The following is a 19,504-nucleotide window of genomic DNA, read 5'->3' as shown; positions in this document are numbered from 1 at the left end:
AGTACCTAAATGATTATTATCCTATTTGTTCCGTTCACAGTCTACACAGAGTACTTATAGCGAGCGAATGGCTTCAAGCGGGTCGCTTCAGGACGAGATTCGAAGGACAGCTATCGGGTTGCTCTCCCGCCACAAGGGTGTCGCGGCGAATCCTTTTCTGTATCTGAATGGTTAATCATGTGTAATCGTATCCGAATCAAATGAGCGAGATCGAACGCGAGAGCAAGGTGTGAAGTTTGGGTCACTGGCCGACGATCTCGCAACCTGCGAGTACCCGGTTGACTGTACTGAGCTGATTGAGGCATACGGTGAAGCGACCTTGCAGCTTCCAAACGGGACACAATCGCTTCAGAACGTGCTTGTGCCCTTCGAGGACGAACGCTTTGATTCTCAGGAGGACGTCCGGCGAGCTGTTATCGGGTCGGTGAACAAAGATGGAGTCGGACGAGAAGGTTATAGTGATCGAACACCGCCGGCGCTTGGAGTTGACGACGATCGAGAGCCGGACTCCTTCTGAGCGGCCAGTAGTGGTAGAGGAGCGAAGTAGTTCGTTTCTGTGCCACTGACGGCTGTTTCTCCATAGGTGCGAGTGGTCTCTGCCTATTTCGCAATATCATCGTGCAGAGTTTGCTGTATGGATCAAGATGATGAAAACCATTGTGAGCAGTCGCATCGAATCGATACTCCATATTCGACCGGCCAGTGAACGATAAGCGAGGGGATCGAGCAGCGAATACGAGAAAAGGCCTCGAAAATAGGAACTGGAGGTGGTTCGATTCACAAGCTCCACAAGGAATTCGATCATGTGACGATTGTCTGGGCTCGAGAAGGAATCAGCCGGTAGCAGCCCCATTTTCTTCGCACCCACTTTGCTGGTGCTCGACATTGTACCTATGATCCTCAGCACTAGACCTGTTTTTCCTAATACTGATTATTGATCCGTGGCGTCCCAAAATGTACTCAGAAATGCGTAAATAGCTCTACTTCATAATAAGCGTATGGAAGAAACCGAACCTAACGTTATAATTGAACAATCCGATCCTTCAGTCTACCTGCCTGGAACACCCACCGTCTCGTTCACGGAGTCTGTTGAGCGGTTCATCAGCAGGCTAGTCCGTTGATGTAGTAACATCGAGATTAAAGGAAACCCGTACTTGACGGGGCTCATCTAACACCGTTGGTACCGGTGAATAGAGACAAGTCATCCTTAACGGACGCAAGTTATACCTACACCACTGCGATTCGAGCAGTCCAAGTCACTATATCCGCGGGGTGCTGACCTGTTCCTGTGTTTTGATGTATAGGACAGACGCTCTGAGCGGAGGACTGCTCGTTCGCCCGATCACAACAATCGTGATAGCGATCGGCTGCCTCGAAATCAACAATGACGAGCTTCTTGCCGCGACGTTTCGTCTGCTCAACGTCGGCTTTACCGAGCTTCTCGAGGATCCCGTTGAGCGAGACAAGCCTACGTCCCTTTCTTGTTCAATAACGGCAGTCCCTCACAGTACTTGGCAAATTCACCGGAATGGGCGTATTCACTCACATCGTTATGCTTCTGACTACTGGAATTCTCATTCCAAGGCGGGCTGTAGTTGCACAAGTACGTCGTCGTGCTCACGAGGGAACTGTCCGGCATCGGGTGCCAACCCATCTCGGTTTGAAGAAGTGGCTAAAAGCGTCCCGTCCGGGCCCTGAGCGACGTTCCGAATTCGGCCGAGTACCCCACTTAATGTTTGATGCGCTGTTGCCGTGTAGCGCTTGTCAAACCAATCTGCGTCGTACCGGTGTGCGTCCCCTTCTACCGGTGGTTGGTCCACATCGGGTGGGCGTAACGTAATGATCGACAGTCCCATCCCCTGAAGTGTTGCAACGAGCAGACGGTTGTGCCACGCAGGAATCGCATCGCCGGTGTACCGAACACAATTTGCGGGTGCCCATGTCTCGTCCGGCCCAGTATTAACAAGCGGGCGTTCGTAGTCAGGATGGGCCTCGTATTCGGGCTCGGTCCGAACGGTTGGCCACCCGTAATTTTCGCCGTCCAAGTGACAATTGAGCTCGTCGTGACCAGTGGGCCCGTGGTCAGTCAGAACCGGGACACCTGTCGGGAGCCAGTCAATGCCCTGTGGGTTTCGATGGCCGTAACTCACCACCCGTGGATCGGCATCGACGCCCAGCGATGGGTTCGACGGTGCCGAGTCGCCGTCGGGCGTGAGTCGAAGGACACTCCCGCCGAGAACGGTGGGGTCCTGCGCTCGCTGTTTGTCTTTTGTTCCGACCAGCACCCAAAGGTCGTCCTCCGGGCCGAACGCGACTCGGCCGCCGATCGTGTGATCCCCCTCGATACGGTTGACAATGATTTCGAGTGTCGCTTCAGGATCGTCCGCTTGCGGGTCGTAGCAGAGTACCTGATTGTACTGTTCCGATCCCTCCTTAACCGAGACGTAGACGTACAAGAACGATGGATTAGGAAATTCTGGGTGAGTGGTAATCCCAAGGAGATGATCGCCGAGGAAGCTGTGTTGGTTTACTGTAGAAACAGCGGTGGCATCGAGTGGAGCCGCCTCGTTTTCAGCGATGGCCAGTACATCGTCGGCCATGAACCGAAGCAGCGTTCCTGTCCGTTCAGTTACGAACAGGTCGTTCGTCGGTGTGAACGTGAGGTCCCAGGGCACGTCAAGATTGACGATGAGTTCGGTTGGTTCCACAGTCGTTTCGAAAGGTGAGATGGCCGTGGGAACCCAGCTGTCAGTTTGCTCCGTTTCGGGAGCGTTCTGGTCGGGAGACGTCGTACTGTCTCCAGTATCTGGCTGTGTCGTACAGCCGCTGGCGACGACACAGCACATTGCCGCAAGTGTCCTTCGCCGCGTCACTGGTCGTCGATCCTGGGACATAACCTCCTCAAACAGCCTCGCCGTAAAAAAGGCACCAGTCGTTGAATTACGTACACAGTACTCAGGACAGTCGACAGGTCTGTACTAAATGGATTACAAAATAGGACTGATGGTCAAACAGGATCAGTAGACGGGCCACTCTCCAAGTATCACTGCCAAGGAAGTAATGAGGTGGCAGGGGCAAGGACTGAATATACATGTCGACGACTCATTCCTTACTATGCTATGATATCCCATGTCTTGGCTCCGATGAATGACTCTGAGATGGCTACGAAGGCTTTCGAATTCGCGCTTGAAACGTATACTGATGCCGAATTCACGGTTCTCAACGTCATTGGTGTCCCTACGTGGCATATGGGTAGCGCAACCGGATTGGCGCTTTCAGGTGATCTTTCAGAGACGGCGCAAGCTCAAGCAGAGAGCGTCTTCGAGGCGGCTCGTGAAGTGGCTCGTAGACACGATGTCGAGATTACAACCGTCATTGATTTGGGCGATCCATCACAAGCGATCATTAAGCGAGCTGAAGACTTCGATATCGTCGTCATTGGGGGTCATGAACGCAAGCTTTCGTCACGGCTACTGGTCGGAAACGTCGCTGCAACGGTCACTCGCCAATCACCGGTGCCAGTGACGGTCGTTGAGTAATCAATAGCCCTCCAACACGCGAGACAGCATCATACTAATGTCTGTTTGCGCCGCTCACGAGGATCGGACTAGATCTCTCGTCCCACTGGTGGCTGTGATCGATTTTCGGAGGAATGTATCCATATGAGCTACTGGATCGCTAGCAAGCCAGTAGCGTAAGTGCAGGTTCGCTACCTCTACTTGTCTCTTCGCTACTAAAGAAGCAGACATTCACGTCGGTATCAGTCGCTGGTATCGCAGGAGGTTGATAGCTATTGAGCAGTTCAGAGGCCCGTTGCTTTCCCGTTCTTGATTGCGGTTGCACTCAGACAGTTTGGACAGCCGAAGAGCCTCCCGTCGTTATCGGCGAAGACGCGGTGGAAATCGGCCGTTACGTGGTGGTCACACTCATCACACTGGGGCATACCCTTCCCACTCTGTACATTTCTTATCAACTTTTGGTTGCAAAATGGGCTCCGCTACACGCCGTATCAGAACTGATGGTATTGTGACTGATCCAGCGGGTTCTCAGCTCCCAGCCGGTGAGTCAGTTATTTTTTCACTTTCACCGCGGTTGGCGCGTACTTTTGGCCATCGGGGACCTCTCGTTAGGTGGAGCCTGTCACACGCTCCATCTCTTTCGCTACCAGCGCCAGAACTGCCCTCTGCGCAATTGAAAGACCCAATCTTGAACAGAGATTTGGAGAGAAATTCACTGGCTCCATACGGACGAGAATGACCGAATATTGGTTGCTGGCGCTGCGCGTCACAAGTAGTTCGACCCTGATCAGAGATGAGCACGAACACAAAATCACCATCATCTAGAGAAAGGACTGTCCACTATTCCTCTACTAGCAATGTCTTCGCTGTCTCCGACCAACATTCTGCTCTGTAAACCTCAACAGTGTTGTACAAGGCATTCAACTGCGTCAACTTGTATGATTTATATAACCTATAAGATTGGTGAATTTTTCACCTAAAATACATAGTTTGAAGTGTTAGTAGAATAATCAATTGAAGTGACAGTATTGATGTCACAGGCTGTTTCCGTCATCACGAGGCGATTTCGAACGATCAGTGTACGGTCAGTGATCGGTTCCGGCCGTGACAAAATCACAACAGTGCGGTCATGGGGACATGCTGTGACGGTCGCCTTCGCCTGTTTATTTCTGGTGAGTTCGATTGTCGCAGTCAGTGGAGCCGTTATTGCTACTCCTACCTCTCTCGAAACGGCAGATCGGATTAACAACGTCAATACTGCGTGCGGTGCGGTCACAAGCTCGCTCTCGGTGGACCTTAGAGACCAGAACAATCGACCAATTGCTGATACATCTGTCACCATTGTCAACAAGAAAACCGGTGATCAGGTCTTCACTGGGTCGATAGACGCGAACGGGCAGCTGATCACTCAACTGCCAGAGGGACAATATGAAGTTATTGTCCCCGACCGATCGAAGGTTGTTTACCTCAACAAAGATAGATCGGTTGAGTTCGTCATCCCCGTGCAAGAGGTTGAAGAACCGCTGACTGCGGTCGATGACCCGCCAGTGGAGATCGGTGAACCGGCAGATGAAGCCGCCCTCGAAACAACACTACCACAGACAGATAACAGCACACCTGGTCCAGCTATCGAGATCGAGCCGGCTAAAGTACCGCACGCACTCTCTATTCTGTTATCCTCAACGCTAGTTAGGCATCTCTGTCGAATTAGTATAGACAATTTGTTTCTAACCATATTATTTAAATAGAATGCTATCAAAACAGTCTCTAACAAGTAATTACAATGTCAATTAATACTGACGCGATTAATGTGATTCACGTTGATGACAACTCAGACATAACTGAAATGGCTACTATCTATCTTGAACATAAGGATGACCGGATCAATGTCCAAACTGCAGGAAGCGTCGACGAAGGATTGGACAAAGCGATTCAGTTGTAATTAGCTGCTGGGAGACTGTGGAGACAGCTGATGCTACGTTAGTCACCGATATTGATCAAGCCGTTCAGGCCAATAAGAATTATCTGAAACGATTATTTGAGAATCTAATTCGCAATGCAGTCAAGCACGGTGGTGAGGACGTAACCGTAACAATTGGGGAACTGGACAACGGTTTCTATTTAGAGGATAATGGTCCCGGTATCCCCGAAAATCATCACGAGGAGGTATTCAAAGCGGGTTATTCGACGGATTCGGAGGGGACTGGCTTCGGTCTGAACATCGTCAAGCGAGTTGTCGAGGCACATGGCTGGGAGATCCGCGTAACCGAGAGTGTCGCTGGCGGCGCCCGATTCGAAATCACTGTCTGATTCAATCTTACCCCATGAGGTGTGTTGTTTCTTATCCGAAAGTATCCCATTAACTATAAAATATCCAGACGGAAAGAAGTCTGAGCCTTGTTCAAGAATCGCCTTTCTCACAAAGACTGACGTTTCACAAGGTGAGACGACTCGACTGCTCTCGCTTGTCGTTTGCTCGCAAATAGGTCGTGGGCGTGAACCCGAACGCCCCTCCACACTGCTCACACTAGGGCGAATCAGATTGAGTCAAGTAAGAGATATGACGACAACTATACCCAGAACGAACCATATTGCCGCCTCTGATAGATGAGGCGGCAGTTGGCGCCTTGGACGATTCGGTAAAATTTCTCTGTAACCTAGCTTTACGTCGTAAAAATCTCCGGATTGTACTCTCGTTTGCGGCTCTTACTCCTTGGGTAGCTGTATCTGTGCGTGAACCTACAGATGCTTGAATACACCGAGAGCGCCGATTAAGGCTACTCCGACAAGTGCTAGTCGGATCCTTGGTCTTAATGCGTGGATCGAAGACGATGCTATTAGCGGACAGGCGTTCGTTGAACGTATCCATGGCTCCGGTACGTTCTCGGCTAAGGCTGTGTCCTCCAGCCGAGATCGGTCCTTCGAGATGTCCCTACCGGTCGATAGCGGCCTTTCATCTCAGGCTCATTCAGTACGCTACGGGCAATGTATCTATGAGATCGAAACAGACAATAGGAATTATTTAGTCCGCTGATTGCACGTCCTGCGGCGCAGACACACTCGAGAGACTCCGCATCGAGAGAGCTATCCACCGAGGGAACTGTGCATTGATTGCGACAATCACTGTACTCAGCGTTTCACCAAGGTACATGTCGAAAGAAGGGATCTCAACAGAGCTGTGAATTATGCTGAGATCGGGACCAAAATTGGAGATAGACTATCGGGCGCATGTGTCGTGTAGTGGGAGCGTTTCGGAATCTACAGTTTCCGAAACACTTACTACCTCCTTCGAATCACTTTATCCGCTTACTTATTTGAATTAGTTATTATAATATATTATTCTAACTAGTAGCAGAGAAAATAAATACTTCCGAAAAGAGATACCAAGACGAGGTAATTACCTCTCCCTGATTGCCTCCCTCCCTGACCCCCTCCTCTAATCCGCTATCCAAGTAAGTCCCTCCCCTGGGTTCGCTCCCATTACCGGTAGCTAAGCAACGATACACTGTCCTTACCCTCACGTAAGTTATCGGCTAACCCCGTAGTTAGATGAACTATATGTAATGCGAGTGGATTTTCATCATTGCAGACAATGGTTAACCAAACACCCACAGACGAGACCGAGCTAACCAGCACATTAGCTCGACAGACATTCCTGAACAGGTCTGGCACAGCTGGTAGTACAGACTCGACCCCGAATATGCAGGTCGAGAATACGAACACTGAGACCACTAACAACGAAAGTGTCGACCTGCGAGCCTTCGACGATGTACTCGGTCGACTTGAAGCCGCCGCGGACGCCCTCGAATTCCCCGCTCGACAGGTTGGCCCGGCCCCACAGGGTACCCAGCACGGCGCGACCCGCTGGGGGATCCACTTCGAGACCGAGCGATCGATTCACCTCGGTGAGGCGACCGTCGACGCCGGCCAATCCGGCACGTTCACCGCCGTCGTGGGCGAGTACGATGGCAGCAGCTTCAGTCCCGTTCACGAACGCAATATCGGTGTCGCGGAGGGTATCAACACGATCGATCTCGATATGGCTCTCGAACCCGGCGAGTACCTCCTGACGCGCGACGGGAGCTTCCCGCTGCGCCGTAGCGAATGGTCGGACTGGGAAAGCCAGAGCCGCGATGGGCTTGAACTCATTGGCGGTGCTCATCCGGACTATGCCAGCAACCAGTTCTGGTACTACTACTTCGACCTGAACATCGCCGCAAACGAAAACACCCACCTCTAAACCAATGCCCCAATATTTCACCAACGACCGCGTGCTCGAGTGTCTCGAAGGGCGTCCGATCGGCGGTGGCGTCGGTCACCGCGCCAATATCGGCCTCGCCGACGCCGATGTGACTGTCGAGAGCACGGGGGCGTTTTTCGACGCGCTCGACTCGTCGGCCGACGTGATTGGAGTTCCCGGTCACGTCCAGATCGACCTCTCGGGTCGGGACCTCACGCTCTCGGGACAGACGATCGTCTCGAATCGTGGTATCGATGGCTCGCCGGGAGCACTGCTGTACACCACTGATCATGGCGAAGACTCCCCAGCCTGGGACGGCGGGTCGAATGGCCGAGGATTAATCACGATGGAGGGCGGGTCGCGCATCAGCGGTGTGCGCCTCCGCGGACCGTATCACGACTACTACGATGACCCCGCGTACCCGGGCTACATCCCGCTCGATGCGGGCGATAACTACCAGGAGCGCGAAGCGATGCGACAGGAACGCTACGCCCGCGGAATGCGGATCCTCGATGACGACGTCGAGGTCGACAACTGCGAGATCTACGGCTGGCCCATGCAGGCAATCAGTGTTGGCACCTCGTCGACGGCCGTCTCACCGCACATCCATCACATCTACGGGCACGATTGTATGATGGTGGGTGCGGGCTACGTCATCGACGTGTTGAACGGCCACCCAACTATCGAGATGAGCTACTTCAACGCGACGCGCCACGCGATCGTCGGCTTCGGGTTCTCGACCTGCGGGTACACGCTCGAAGATAGCGTATTCGGGCCGACGACCTACAGCCACGCTGTCGACATGCATACGTTGGCTGAAAACGGCTACGGAGACGACCTCACTGCCGGTGGTCGCGTCGAAGTGCGTCGCTGTACGTTCGCGTTTACCCATTCGATCCAAGACAACCCAACACAGGCGATCGCGTTCCGTGGGTATCCCGACGAGGAGTACGTGACCGAAAACTGCCGGTTCGTCCATGAGATCGACGGAGAGGAACCACCCGAGAACGTTTCGAATGACGGTGGTCTTGCGCCGTATCGTCAAGTGAACGTCCCACGTGGGGAGTGGCACGACTGGACGTTCCGGAACAACCAGTACGGGCTCGGCGAACCCCACGAACCAGGGGTCGGTGCACCCGTCAATCTCGACGATCCGATGGCTGGGAAACCCCTAATCGGTGAGGAACGTCGCCACGGGCTACTTGCTGCCCTCCGCACGTTAGAGTAAACAAAATAGGCGTTACTCGTCCAGTTCCGTGGTATCTGTGTGCAGTACTCCGTTCCAGTGTATTTCTCCCAACAGACGGTTGTGAAGAGTCGTGTTTTAGAATAAGATTTATTACTAATAATATATTATGTATCTATAAATATGAATGGAACAAGATACGACAACTGCACCGACTGTGGAACTCGATCAACGAGTACCAATCAGGTGCAACTGCTTAGCACTGGGGAGTCCGAATGGGTCTTTTTCTGTGACAACTCCCATTGTGAAGGAAGTTGGACGATCCCTGTCAGAAGCATATAATCGAACCATCACTGCCAACGGGTCAGTATCTCCGAGACAGGGACAATCTGCCTGCTGGTACACTCATAACATACCGATGGTTTTGATCTGAATGGAGTGCCGCAGTTCTGACAGGCGTATTTCCACGAATAGGCGTCCGTATTCTGTCCATTGTATACCATTTCTATCTATAAGTAGTGTATACTTGACACTATATTATTTTTTATCGCATAATATAGAGATAGCTGCTGTGACACAGTTCTTCAGAAACAGGTTATATCATTAGTCAATCTATAACTGTATAGAGCCAATTCTATTATGCACATTTGATTATCTATCTTGTGCAACAATACCTGATCACCGCGATCGCTGTTGCACAAGGTAATGTGCACCTATCTTTAATTAGCTGCAGATATTATTGAAATAATATGGCCGCGTTAGAATCGAGTGCTTCAATTGACATCAGCTACGACAGAACACCAGAGAAGGCAATCCTCAATGTACTCCAAAAACATCCTGACTTCAACGCGTGTGATGCCGACTATGTAGGAAGGCGACCAGGGTTTTGGAACGTCGAACCACACGAGTTTCATTCGCACGACTGGGGACAATACGAATGGGGCGAATCGTTTGAGTCGGACGTTAAAGGGTACCCACTTACCATTTCGGTGTGCGATCGAATCGATCCTGTCCCCGAAGGAAAGGAAGGGCGAAAACACCTAACAATCGAGAATATTCTCCTTAACGTCAGGCGTGCCAAGCCAGAAGGAGAAGAAAAGGGACGGGCAAGCGTCAGATTCCAACTCACGCTCCAAATGCGACAAAGTGTTTGGAACGAGATAGAGAGTGCATATCCTGGTGATCTTCAGTGGCGTGCTGAACGGATTAGTACTCAATTTATTGATGGATATTCTAGATACGGCGCAGACGTCATTTTCGGACGATATGATCAAGAGGAATAGGAAACAGTTCCGGCCTAGAGAACTCCACGTTCCTATCACTTGAGAAGTTCTATACAAATGGCCAGTCACAACTCCAGTAGAAGAAAGGAGTTACTATACAGAATTTCATATTTTGTCAACAAGGCATAGGAGATCCGAGGGATGTATCGCTCATCAGCCTGCGGAGCCATATGAAGTGCCTGCTTCACAAAACCGGAACATCCGAAACATCCGAAACATCTGTAACACTAGTCAAAGCAACGGTAATACCAACGGTGTTAGTATAGATGCCCAAACCATCCAAACCGAGCTAGGCAAAAGAGGCGACAGTCGCTTAAAACACGCTGTCGGTGACGGGGATCATGTAGTCGTCGTGCTCTTCTTCGGGCGGCTCACTCATCCACCCAGATACTCTTCCAGGAATTAGGAAGATAGTTCTTCGGCTCTGTTGAAATCCTAGTATTCAGATACGTTAATCAGTAAGACACCTGTGAGGTAGTAGTGTACCTTCCGATTTACAATGACGACGTCTTTTGCGTCGCGTCGCGCCTGGTAGTCGCCTCATGGTCCCTCCCTTCCGGCGGTATTGACATGACTAACCACGACCGGGTCGGTGTCGGGGGCATCAGTGATCCGAACCCGTTCGGCGTCGCGGTTCGACCAAAGGGAATCGACACTCCTCTACTCTGTCCCGGTGACGTTGTTTTGAGGCGTCCAGCGTCGTCGCTATCGAGTATCTTGACGACGTGAATTAGATGGATCGTCGTTCGTTTTAAGGCCTCTTAGGTGGAGCTATAGGCTAAGTAAATAGGTCGTCAATGCTTCCAATATGCGCGAATACGTCTTCCTCCTCGAATACGATCGTGGTGTCCATCCAATACGGGACTTCTTTATCGACCATCCGGAGATTGTAGCGACAACTCTCAACATGTCGATCGCTTCCGATGGCGGTTGGCGGATCGAACGCGTCACTGGCCCCGAGCAGGATCTCGACACGCTCGAATCCGTCTATTTCGACGAGCACTGCAACGACTGTACGTACCCCACACCTGACTGCGACACAACGTTCTCATACCAGGTCATCGAGCGGGAACCGACCGCACGAACGATCTACCGGCACGTGACGGACATGAGCTACTGTTCGTCGCTCGGCTATCTCGCGTACGAGACCTTTGGGGATGGGCTCGTGTTCGACGCGACCCAGCGCGGCCCGTACTACGAATGGCGTGTACTCATCCCAACCGATCGAGACGTCGACGCATTTCACCGAACGCTGCAGGAGGACCTCCCGGATGGTGTCACGCTCGCCGTTCGCCGGGTCGGTACGCCTGAACGTTGGGCGGGAATCCACCAGCCACAGTATGACACTGATCTGCCCTACAAGCAGCGTCAAGCGCTTGAAGCGGCAGTACGAATGGGATACTACGACCACCCGCGCAATGCAACGCTGGGAGACCTCGCTACCGATCTTGATCTTCCCGTAACGACGCTTCGCTATCGGTTGCGTCGAGCCGAGGCGTGGGCGGCCACGATTTCCCTCGACGAGATTGGAGCCCGCCTCGGCGCTACCACTGCTGACGAGTGTGAGCGATCCGAGAGCATCTCCATGCCGGTCGCGCCACCAGATGAGGACTGATTGTACTGAGTGCATCAGTTTGCTCGATGACCTTGCGCTGATGGCTCAGCGCCACTCAACTCGGTCTCGATCCCTGTTTACAATAATACGAACTCAGTGTTATGGAATATCGTGTTCATATATTATACATGGTACCGCGATCGAATCTGTGGCGAATCTCTCCATACCAGGATTCACCAAACTGGGGCCACCGTGTAGACCGCTGGACAGTCAAAGTTGACCGAGAGTCCAGTAGCCAATTCTGCCTTGTCAGAGGAACATAGGTGCGCTTAGCTCTCCGATCACATCAACAGAATGCTGGCCTATTTGGAGTGTACTGCGTGGTTGGAGCACTCGTGTTTGTTGGCTCAAAGATGGGCCTGCCATATGCTCCGCCACTCGTCCTCGCTGCCCTCCGCCTCGATGTCGCCGGCTTGCTGTTAGTTCCGGTTGTTGCCTTCCAGTACGAGTATTGGCTTCCTCAAACTCGCCGCGATCTCATTGGAGTGGCCCTGACTGGCATCTTTACGCTGGGGATGACGAACACGCTACTGTTGACCGGCCAACAGTACGTCAGTAGTGCAGTGGGGGCGATCGCCTATAGTCTCATGCCGATGCTGATGACGGTCTTCGCTGTGCTGATCCTCCCAGCGGCGGGCCTCGATCGATCCGACGCTGTCGGGATCGGTCTCGGATTCATTGGGGCACTCATTGTTGCCAATCCGACCCCAGCGACCCTCCTGACGGCGCAAGTAGTGGGAGTCGGTATTATGCTCGCAAGTGTTGTAATCTTCGCGCTGGGCAGCGTGCTGACTCAGCGCCTCGATCCATCGATGCCCCGAATCACGCTGACCGCCTGGGGAGCACTGTTGGCCGGCCTGTTCAACCACGCGGTGGCTCTCCGATTTGGTGCGTCGCTGACCGCTGTTGATTGGACGATCCAGACGGTTTATGCATTATTCGTATTGGGAGTCCTCGCGACGGCAATCCTCTATACGGTGCATTTCGAGCTTGTCGACCGGATCGGCCCTTCACGAGCGAGTCTAACATTTTATGTCCAACCGATCGTCGCTGCTCTATTGGGCTGGCTACTGTTCGGAAGTCAGGTTACTGCCGGTGTCTTTGTCGGATTTCTTGTGATAGTCTCGGGGTTTGCTCTCATTGAATACCGGCTCCTGTTCCGATTATGGCGGAACTTCGTAGGCGTCGGCAGCCGTAAGTGACCAGCCGCTCGCGTCTCTCGACAGTCTCTCCCACTGATGGTCTGCACTATTGTTCGTCAAAAGTCGATGCACAGCGCCTTGTGCAACAGCCCTCCCCAGAAAGACATCTATTGCACAAGATATTGCTACCTAATCACACTGTGGAATAATATACTCACAAACGTAGAGCCATTATAAGGAGTTCTGACGAGCTACCAGCCAGCAAGAATATTGATGTCAAACATAGGTTGACCGCTAAGGCAATATACTCATGTGATCGATTCAATCAGTTCAAATCCATCTTTCAACGTAATCTGATCGGTGAACCCTGCTGCTTCGATCGCCGTAACGGTCCCCTGACCAGCATCAATATCTGTGGTAATGAGACACACAGATGATGCAGACCCCTGCAGAAGGAGTTGGACTGCGACGCCTGCAAGTGTGGTGTCTGCCCGCTCAATCTGGTCTTCAGGTCGGTTGGACGAATTTGCAATATAGCTTCGTGTCCTATCCAGCACTGTTGATACAGTACTGTTTGTATAGTCAAGATCCTCAGCAACTGTCACCCAGCCACTAGCGATTGCACTATCAATTGGTATCTGTCCCGGTGTACTCTGTGCTGGTGCACCGGTGAGCTCTTCGTAGACCTGCTGTGGAATGATGAACGTAATCTGATTGTGCGTTGCAAACCGTTCGAGGGCTATGTATTTGGTATTCTCTTGACGGCCACATGCAATGAACAGTCCTGAATCAGCAACCCAGGCTTTGCTATTAGGAGGAATAGTCATAGAGGCGGGCTCGTCTATGAATCGCGATCAGCTGCTTCAGTTCGGGCATTTCGAATCTCGTCGAAGTACGGGTCGTGTGTGTGCATCTCTTGGATGACCTCCCGGAGTGCGTGTAAGACGGCAATTCCAACCGCCGGTTGGAGATCGAGTTCACGAGCAGCAACCCGTTCGGTCATCTCGCCGTCTACGTATGGAACGGCATACGTCACTGCAGCAGCGAGTTTGCCGAGGCCGTATCTCTCAACGATAAAGGCGAGATCCTGATCGTTCGATGTGCGACCAACGGCTTCGATAAGCGTGGGGGTAATCGTATACGTATCGCCGTCAAGATCCGTAGTCAGTTTAATCGGCGTTGCCGTGTAGGTGTGGGTTTTCTCGGATTCATCACGCGTGAGCAGTCCTAATTCAACTAGGGTGCCCGTATCAGCGTAGGCTGTCGTGCGTGGTGTCTCCAAGTCAGCAGTGATTGTATCGACCGTTACCTCGCCCTCACGAAGGATATACGTATAGAGGCGAGCGAGGCGTGGCTCTTCGAGAACGTGAGCCACTGAAAGAAGCCCATTGATTGCTCGTTCCAAGGCGCCAATAGCCTGTGACATACAATTCATGATTCGTGTATTGAGTAATAACTCTTGTTGCAGGGAGTACGATGTAGTCTCCGTGGCGGAAGCAGACCGTACTAAGCCCTTGTGCAACGAGAGATACTACAGGAAGAGGACTGTTGCACAAGGCAGTGTCTGACGGATCATACCGTGGTGTGATATGCTCGTGAAGCCAGAACCGACGAAACCGTTTCTACACCCTCCACTACTACTATACCAAGGGAAGGCTGTTCGGAGTTGTGACTAGGAGCGGAGGCGTGCGTGGGGTGGTTGGTTCGAACTCTGCTCGTTAGTGTCATCATTTTGTTAGGACATTACGCTCTCTGTGGGGACTTGCTCAAGATCCCTATTACAACGATCGTGAGATCGGTCAGCCGCCTCCTCATTGATAACAACGAATTTCTTCCCGCGCCGTTTCGTCTGCTCAACGTCGTCTTTTCCCATCTTTGCGAGGAAGTCCATGACGCGGGCCACAGTCTGCGTGTGCGGCTTCGTTCCTACCAATTACTCAGGCGTGATTCGAGAGAGCCGCATTGCGTTGCCCGTCACCCCAAAACTCATTCCCATATCACCTACCACAACGGCGAGCGCGACACTTACTAATCCCAGCGGGACACCTAACGCAAGAAGGAACTTCACGCCGAGACTCGCCCAGATATTCTGCCGGATGACACCGTTTGCCGTATGAGATAGTTCATACAGGTACGGAAGCTTCCCAACATCGTCGCCCATCAACGCGATGTCAGCAGTCTCCAATGCGGTGTCGGTACCCGCCGCACCCATCGCGATACCGATCTCGGCAGTTGCCAACGCCGGCGCGTCGTTGATGCCATCTCCGACCATTGCCACCTCGCCGTATTCGGACTGTAGTTCTTCGATGGCAGCGACCTTCTCATCCGGCAGCAGTTCAGCACGGTACTCGTCGACACCGACCTGCTCGGCGATTGCTCGTGCCGTTCCTTCGTTGTCACCGGTTAGCATTACGACGCGTTCGACACCCAACTCCTGCAGACGTGCAACTGCCCGCTTCGACGCAGGACGCACCTCGTCCGCAATAGCGATAGCACCCAACAGCTCCAACTCGGTACCCACGAGGACGACCGTCTTGCCTTCTTGCTCCAGCGTGGCGAGGGTATCCCCGGTAACCGTCTCTTCGTCGTCAGTCTCGATTGTGGCCGCGGTCGGAACGCCGCCGTCGGTCTCACGGGTTCGTGAAAGGTTGAATCCCAGCTCGTCGAACAATGCAGGCTTACCCGCGTAGTATGTCTTGCCGTCGATCTCTCCACGGATGCCTCTCCCCGTTAGGCTCTCGAAACCGGTCAGGCTGGGCAGGTCATCCACACCCGCCTTGCCAGCACGGTCGAGAATTGCCTTGGCGATTGGATGCTCGCTACGTCGTTCTAGACCGGCAGCGTAGCCCAGTAGCGTCGCTTCGTCCGTGTCGCCAATTGGAACGACATCCGTGACCGCGAGTTCGCCCTTCGTGAGCGTTCCCGTCTTATCCATTGCGACGACATCGACTTCGCCCATCGCCTCGAGATAGTTGCCACCCTTGACAAGAACAGCGTTCTTCGCGGCGCTCGTGATGCCCGAGACGACCGAAACCGGTGTCGAGATGACGAACGCGCACGGGCAGGCGATTACCAGCAGGGTGAGTCCGCGGATGAACCACGTCTGCCAGTCACCAGCGAAGCTGAGCCCGTAGCCCGCTACATCCACTGAGATGGGGTCAGCGATGACCAGCGGTGGGATGGCGGCAGTCAGGATCGCCAGTGCGACAACGACGGGCGTATAGTAGCCCGAAAAGCGATCAACGAACTGCTCGGTTTCGGTCTTCTTTGCCTGCGCGCCCTGCACCATCTCGATAATGCGCGAGAGGGTGGAATCGCCCGCTGTCGACGTGACCTCCGCCTCAAGATAGCCCTCCTCGTTGATCGCGCCGGCATATACCTCATCGCCGGTGATTTTGTCGACAGGAACACTCTCGCCGGTGATTGGTGACTCATCGACTGCACTCTCACCCTCAACGACCGTGCCGTCGAGCGGGATCTTATCACCAGGTCGGACGATTACGATCTCGCCAACAGCTACGTCCTCGGTAGGGACAGTTACCTCCTCACCGTCCCGCTGGACGGTCGCTTCGTCGGGCGACAGTTCCATCAGTTCACGCAGGGAGTCACGCGCCCGATCCATCGCGTAGTCTTCAAGTAGCTCAGCGATGCTAAACAGGACGGCCAGTGTGGCAGCCTCAACGAAGTAGCCGATGCCAGTCGCGGCGATGATCGCCGTCCCCATCAGCAGGTCGATATCGAGACTCCGGGTCTTCGCCGAGTAGTAACCGCTACGGATAACAGGAAGGTCGCTGATGGCGACCGCGCTCAGAAACAGCACGTCCGCACTGTGGAGCGGGTACTCAAGGATGCTCGCCACGGCGATATTCTGGCCCGGAAGGAGAAACTCGAAGATAAGGCCAAGGGTGACGAACACCGCGCCAAGCCACGTCTTTTTCGCTCGTGGACTCGTCCAAACCTCCGACGGTGGGGCAATATCGACGCCGTCGTTCGTCTCGTCCGTCTCGGAATTAGAATTCGTCCCTCCGACGACCTCGTAGCCAGCAGCCTCGATTGCCTCGACTACGTCCTTTTCGCTTGTACGATCAGGGTCATATGTGACGGTGGCTGTGCCGGTGGTCGGCTGGAGCGTAGTATCGACGATACCATCGACGCGCTGGAGGCTTTTATCGACTTTCTGTGCGCAGGATGGGCAGTCCATCTCGGGAACAGCGAGACGGGCGGTCAGCTCTCGTCGCTGGCCGCCTCCACTTGGCTGTCTCGTCGCGTTCGAATCGTCTATCATTACTTCGGAGTAGGCGACTCAGTTCGATAAGCCTTCATTGGAACATTCCAAGGTAGTGTGAGCGTGTCAGAGTGACGTCGACTGTTCCTGTGTGACTTGACTGTGTGCAACGTGCTCCTTGGCTAAGTGTTCCTCAGCCCGCCTGAGTCGGTAGGTAAGTGTCGAGCGTGGCACGTCGAGATGCTCGGCTAGTTCACTAACGTCAACCTTGCGGGGGGACTCGTAGTAGCCGTGTTCGACAGCGGACCGAAGTGCAGCCTCCTGCTCGGGCGAAAGGTTGCTCACCTCATCGATCGCGCTGCTCGCTGATGCGTTGGTGTCCGCTGTCCGAAGTATCTCCATCCTGGCACAGTCACCGACGGCTGCCGTGAGGTCGTCAAAGAACGTGGCCACATCACCCTTGCCTGAGTGGATGAGCCGCCATGTGTAGTGTCGGCCCTCGTGACGAGTTTCGAACAGTACGCCATCGCCGAGGTGGTTGCGGGCAATGTGTGGAACGGACGCGCAGTCGGGCGTGCGCTCCCAGTGAGAGTAGAGGACAAGTGTGTCGTCGTGCGGTCGAGAACCTCCGTGGTTTGCGTAGCACCGCAGTCCTCGGTGGCCAGACAGTCTGCGTAGTAGTCGCTGGTGAGGAATGCATCCTCAATGTCGTCGAGAGCGACCGGAGTGCCCGTAGCGTGGTCAACCCGCCAGAGGCTCTCGCTGGTGACGTGCAGCGACAACGAGCGGATACGGGCGCCAGGGTGGTCGGCGAGCGTATCGGCCACCCTGTTGCACCCAGGCTCATATTCGAGAGCGAAGGCTAGTTCACGCATGTAGCCAGCGTAGGGATCGCGGATATATAACTACAGACGTGAGGCCGTTCGCGGAGAGCTTAGATGGGATCCTCCGGGTCATGGATTTCAGCCATCCCTCTTAACGAACACGAAAGGACTGATTGTACAGACTAATCAAAGAGTCATTATGCAGGGACGGCTTGACGACAGTGACAGGCGTATCCTCTACTACCCTCGGGTGGACGCACGGAACACGACCGCACCCATGATCGCAGAGGAGGTCGACGTTTCGGCAGCGACGAGTAAGGCAACGTTCGTATCTCGCTCTAATCCGGGTAACTACCAGCATCAGCTCAATCTTGAAGATTCCTCACCAGGAGCCGAAGTATTCACGAAGTTCAGTCATGCTGTTCGTTGCTTCAAGTGCTAATAGGAGCTTGATTCGTGCTTTGTGAGCCGGTAAATCCTCGCCACTGAGCGCACCGTGATCCTGCAGTGTTTGCCCACCGCCATTTCCGTAGACCGCATTGAGTGTGCCTGCATGCGTCCGCGACGTCACAACAACGGACATTCCAGTATCGACTGCATCCCGGACAGCATCGCTCAAGGTTTCGCTGGTGTTTCCGAGGCCGAATCCATCGAGAACGAGTCCATTATCACCCTGTTCGATTGCAAACCGAATCTGCCGGTCATCCATCCCCTGTCCGGAGGCGGCGATTGACACCGTTTTGTTGGGACGGAGTTCGGGAAGCGATATGGAGTAACTTCTCGGTTCACGGTACAATCGTGCCTCATCGCGTGTAAACACTGCAACCGGGCCTTTATCCGGCGATTCGAACGTTTCCAGCTTGCTCGAGTGCGCCTTCGTTACATCACGGGCTGCATGCAGTTCCTCGTTGAAGGCGATGTAGACGCCGCTACGGATCTCATCATGTGTCGCAGCCCGGAATGAGGTTACGAGATTCGCAGGCCCATCCGTACTCACTTCGTCCGGCCGACGCTGGGCACCAGTGAAAACAACCGGGACGTCGAGATCTAGCGCCAAATCCAGATGGTATGCTGATTCTTCCATCGTATCGGTGCCGTGGGTCACGACGATACCGTCGACAACGTCCTCGACGTCGCGAGCGGCCTCGCCGAGATCGGCGACATCATCTTGATCAAGATTGAAGCTACCGAGTTGTGTGACTTGATCGACGAGGATCTCGTCAGCATAGTCGTTTAGTTCAGGGACCGATTCAATCAATGCTTCACCACTTTGAGAGGGGGATGCCCCACCCTCTCCTAGGGTGCTTGCAATCGTCCCACCCATACTCAGTACTTGCACGACAGTCCCATCGTGTTCCGCTGATTCATCGTCTTCCGCCTCGTCCTCGGTTCCAGCAGCAGTACTGCTTGCCAGTCCTGCGCTACCGGTGATCCCCATCATCTGTATGAATGATCGTCGTTTGAAGTCATA

The 19,504-nt window shown here is 53.6% G+C and carries 14 protein-coding genes and 2 pseudogenes; 9 read left to right on the top strand and 7 right to left on the bottom strand.

The genetic code is table 11. The features are described from left to right. The first annotated feature begins 229 nt into the window (after positions 1–229). A complete protein-coding gene (locus EAO80_RS17640) occupies positions 230–517 on the top strand; it encodes a DUF5789 family protein (RefSeq protein ID WP_245998702.1) in 288 nt (95 codons plus the stop codon). A gap of 1,057 nt (positions 518–1,574) precedes the next feature. On the opposite strand, the gene EAO80_RS17635 is transcribed toward EAO80_RS17640, so the two are convergent. Further along, positions 1,575–2,708: a PQQ-dependent sugar dehydrogenase gene (locus EAO80_RS17635; RefSeq protein ID WP_162994071.1), complete on the bottom strand. Its 1,134-nt coding sequence runs from the start codon at positions 2,706–2,708 to the stop codon at positions 1,575–1,577. Between the two features lie 411 nt (positions 2,709–3,119). Between EAO80_RS17635 and EAO80_RS17630 the strand changes: the two genes are divergently transcribed. Continuing rightward, entirely contained in the window at positions 3,120–3,539 is a 420-nt protein-coding gene (locus EAO80_RS17630) for a universal stress protein (RefSeq protein ID WP_122091146.1), read from the top strand. A gap of 263 nt (positions 3,540–3,802) precedes the next feature. Here the strand turns inward: EAO80_RS17630 and EAO80_RS19935 are convergent, their stop codons facing one another. Then, the gene (locus EAO80_RS19935; RefSeq protein WP_162994070.1) at positions 3,803–3,943 is read right to left on the bottom strand and encodes a DUF7563 family protein; all 141 of its coding nucleotides are present in this window, start codon (positions 3,941–3,943) and stop codon (positions 3,803–3,805) included. Positions 3,944–4,660: 717 nt separating this feature from the next. Here EAO80_RS19935 and EAO80_RS19930 point away from each other — a divergent pair. The 7 genes and pseudogenes from EAO80_RS19930 to EAO80_RS17605 all read left to right on the top strand — a co-directional run bounded on the left by EAO80_RS19930 (position 4,661) and on the right by EAO80_RS17605 (position 13,044). Continuing rightward, a complete protein-coding gene (locus EAO80_RS19930; protein ID WP_162994069.1) occupies positions 4,661–5,266 on the top strand; it encodes a carboxypeptidase-like regulatory domain-containing protein in 606 nt (201 codons plus the stop codon). 184 nt (positions 5,267–5,450) lie between these two features. After that, positions 5,451–5,828: pseudogene (locus EAO80_RS17625) on the top strand (sensor histidine kinase); the annotation flags it as partial. Positions 5,829–7,218: 1,390 nt separating this feature from the next. Next, on the top strand, positions 7,219–7,758 hold the full coding sequence (locus tag EAO80_RS17620) for a hypothetical protein (protein ID WP_245998701.1): 540 nt from the start codon (positions 7,219–7,221) through the stop codon (positions 7,756–7,758). Positions 7,759–7,762: 4 nt separating this feature from the next. Beyond that, positions 7,763–8,986: a hypothetical protein gene (locus EAO80_RS17615; RefSeq protein ID WP_122091143.1), complete on the top strand. Its 1,224-nt coding sequence runs from the start codon at positions 7,763–7,765 to the stop codon at positions 8,984–8,986. 707 nt (positions 8,987–9,693) lie between these two features. After that, the gene (locus EAO80_RS19925) at positions 9,694–10,227 is read left to right on the top strand and encodes a hypothetical protein (RefSeq protein ID WP_162994068.1); all 534 of its coding nucleotides are present in this window, start codon (positions 9,694–9,696) and stop codon (positions 10,225–10,227) included. A gap of 808 nt (positions 10,228–11,035) precedes the next feature. After that, positions 11,036–11,842, top strand: a complete 807-nt coding sequence (locus EAO80_RS17610; RefSeq protein ID WP_122091142.1) for a helix-turn-helix domain-containing protein — start codon at positions 11,036–11,038, stop codon at positions 11,840–11,842. 320 nt (positions 11,843–12,162) lie between these two features. Continuing rightward, the gene (locus tag EAO80_RS17605; RefSeq protein ID WP_122091318.1) at positions 12,163–13,044 is read left to right on the top strand and encodes a DMT family transporter; all 882 of its coding nucleotides are present in this window, start codon (positions 12,163–12,165) and stop codon (positions 13,042–13,044) included. A gap of 248 nt (positions 13,045–13,292) precedes the next feature. Here the strand turns inward: EAO80_RS17605 and EAO80_RS17600 are convergent, their stop codons facing one another. The 5 genes and pseudogenes from EAO80_RS17600 to EAO80_RS17570 all read right to left on the bottom strand — a co-directional run bounded on the left by EAO80_RS17600 (position 13,293) and on the right by EAO80_RS17570 (position 19,474). Further along, positions 13,293–13,811: a hypothetical protein gene (locus EAO80_RS17600; protein WP_122091141.1), complete on the bottom strand. Its 519-nt coding sequence runs from the start codon at positions 13,809–13,811 to the stop codon at positions 13,293–13,295. Positions 13,812–13,825: 14 nt separating this feature from the next. Beyond that, complete coding sequence (locus tag EAO80_RS17595; RefSeq protein ID WP_122091140.1) at positions 13,826–14,410, bottom strand: DUF7437 domain-containing protein; 585 nt, start codon at positions 14,408–14,410, stop codon at positions 13,826–13,828. A 507-nt stretch (positions 14,411–14,917) separates the two neighbouring features. After that, entirely contained in the window at positions 14,918–17,269 is a 2,352-nt protein-coding gene (locus tag EAO80_RS17585; protein ID WP_122091139.1) for a heavy metal translocating P-type ATPase, read from the bottom strand. Between the two features lie 66 nt (positions 17,270–17,335). Then, positions 17,336–18,084 (bottom strand): annotated as a pseudogene (locus EAO80_RS17580) (helix-turn-helix domain-containing protein). A gap of 331 nt (positions 18,085–18,415) precedes the next feature. Beyond that, positions 18,416–19,474: an asparaginase gene (locus EAO80_RS17570; protein WP_245998699.1), complete on the bottom strand. Its 1,059-nt coding sequence runs from the start codon at positions 19,472–19,474 to the stop codon at positions 18,416–18,418. Positions 19,475–19,504: the final 30 nt, after the last annotated feature.

Origin of the sequence: Halalkalicoccus subterraneus, assembly GCF_003697815.1 — an archaeon.
In the GTDB taxonomy this organism is placed as follows: Archaea; Halobacteriota; Halobacteria; order Halobacteriales; family Halalkalicoccaceae; genus Halalkalicoccus; species Halalkalicoccus subterraneus.
The sequence above is the reverse complement of the archived record's forward strand: the minus strand, read 5'-3'. Positions and strand labels throughout refer to the sequence as shown.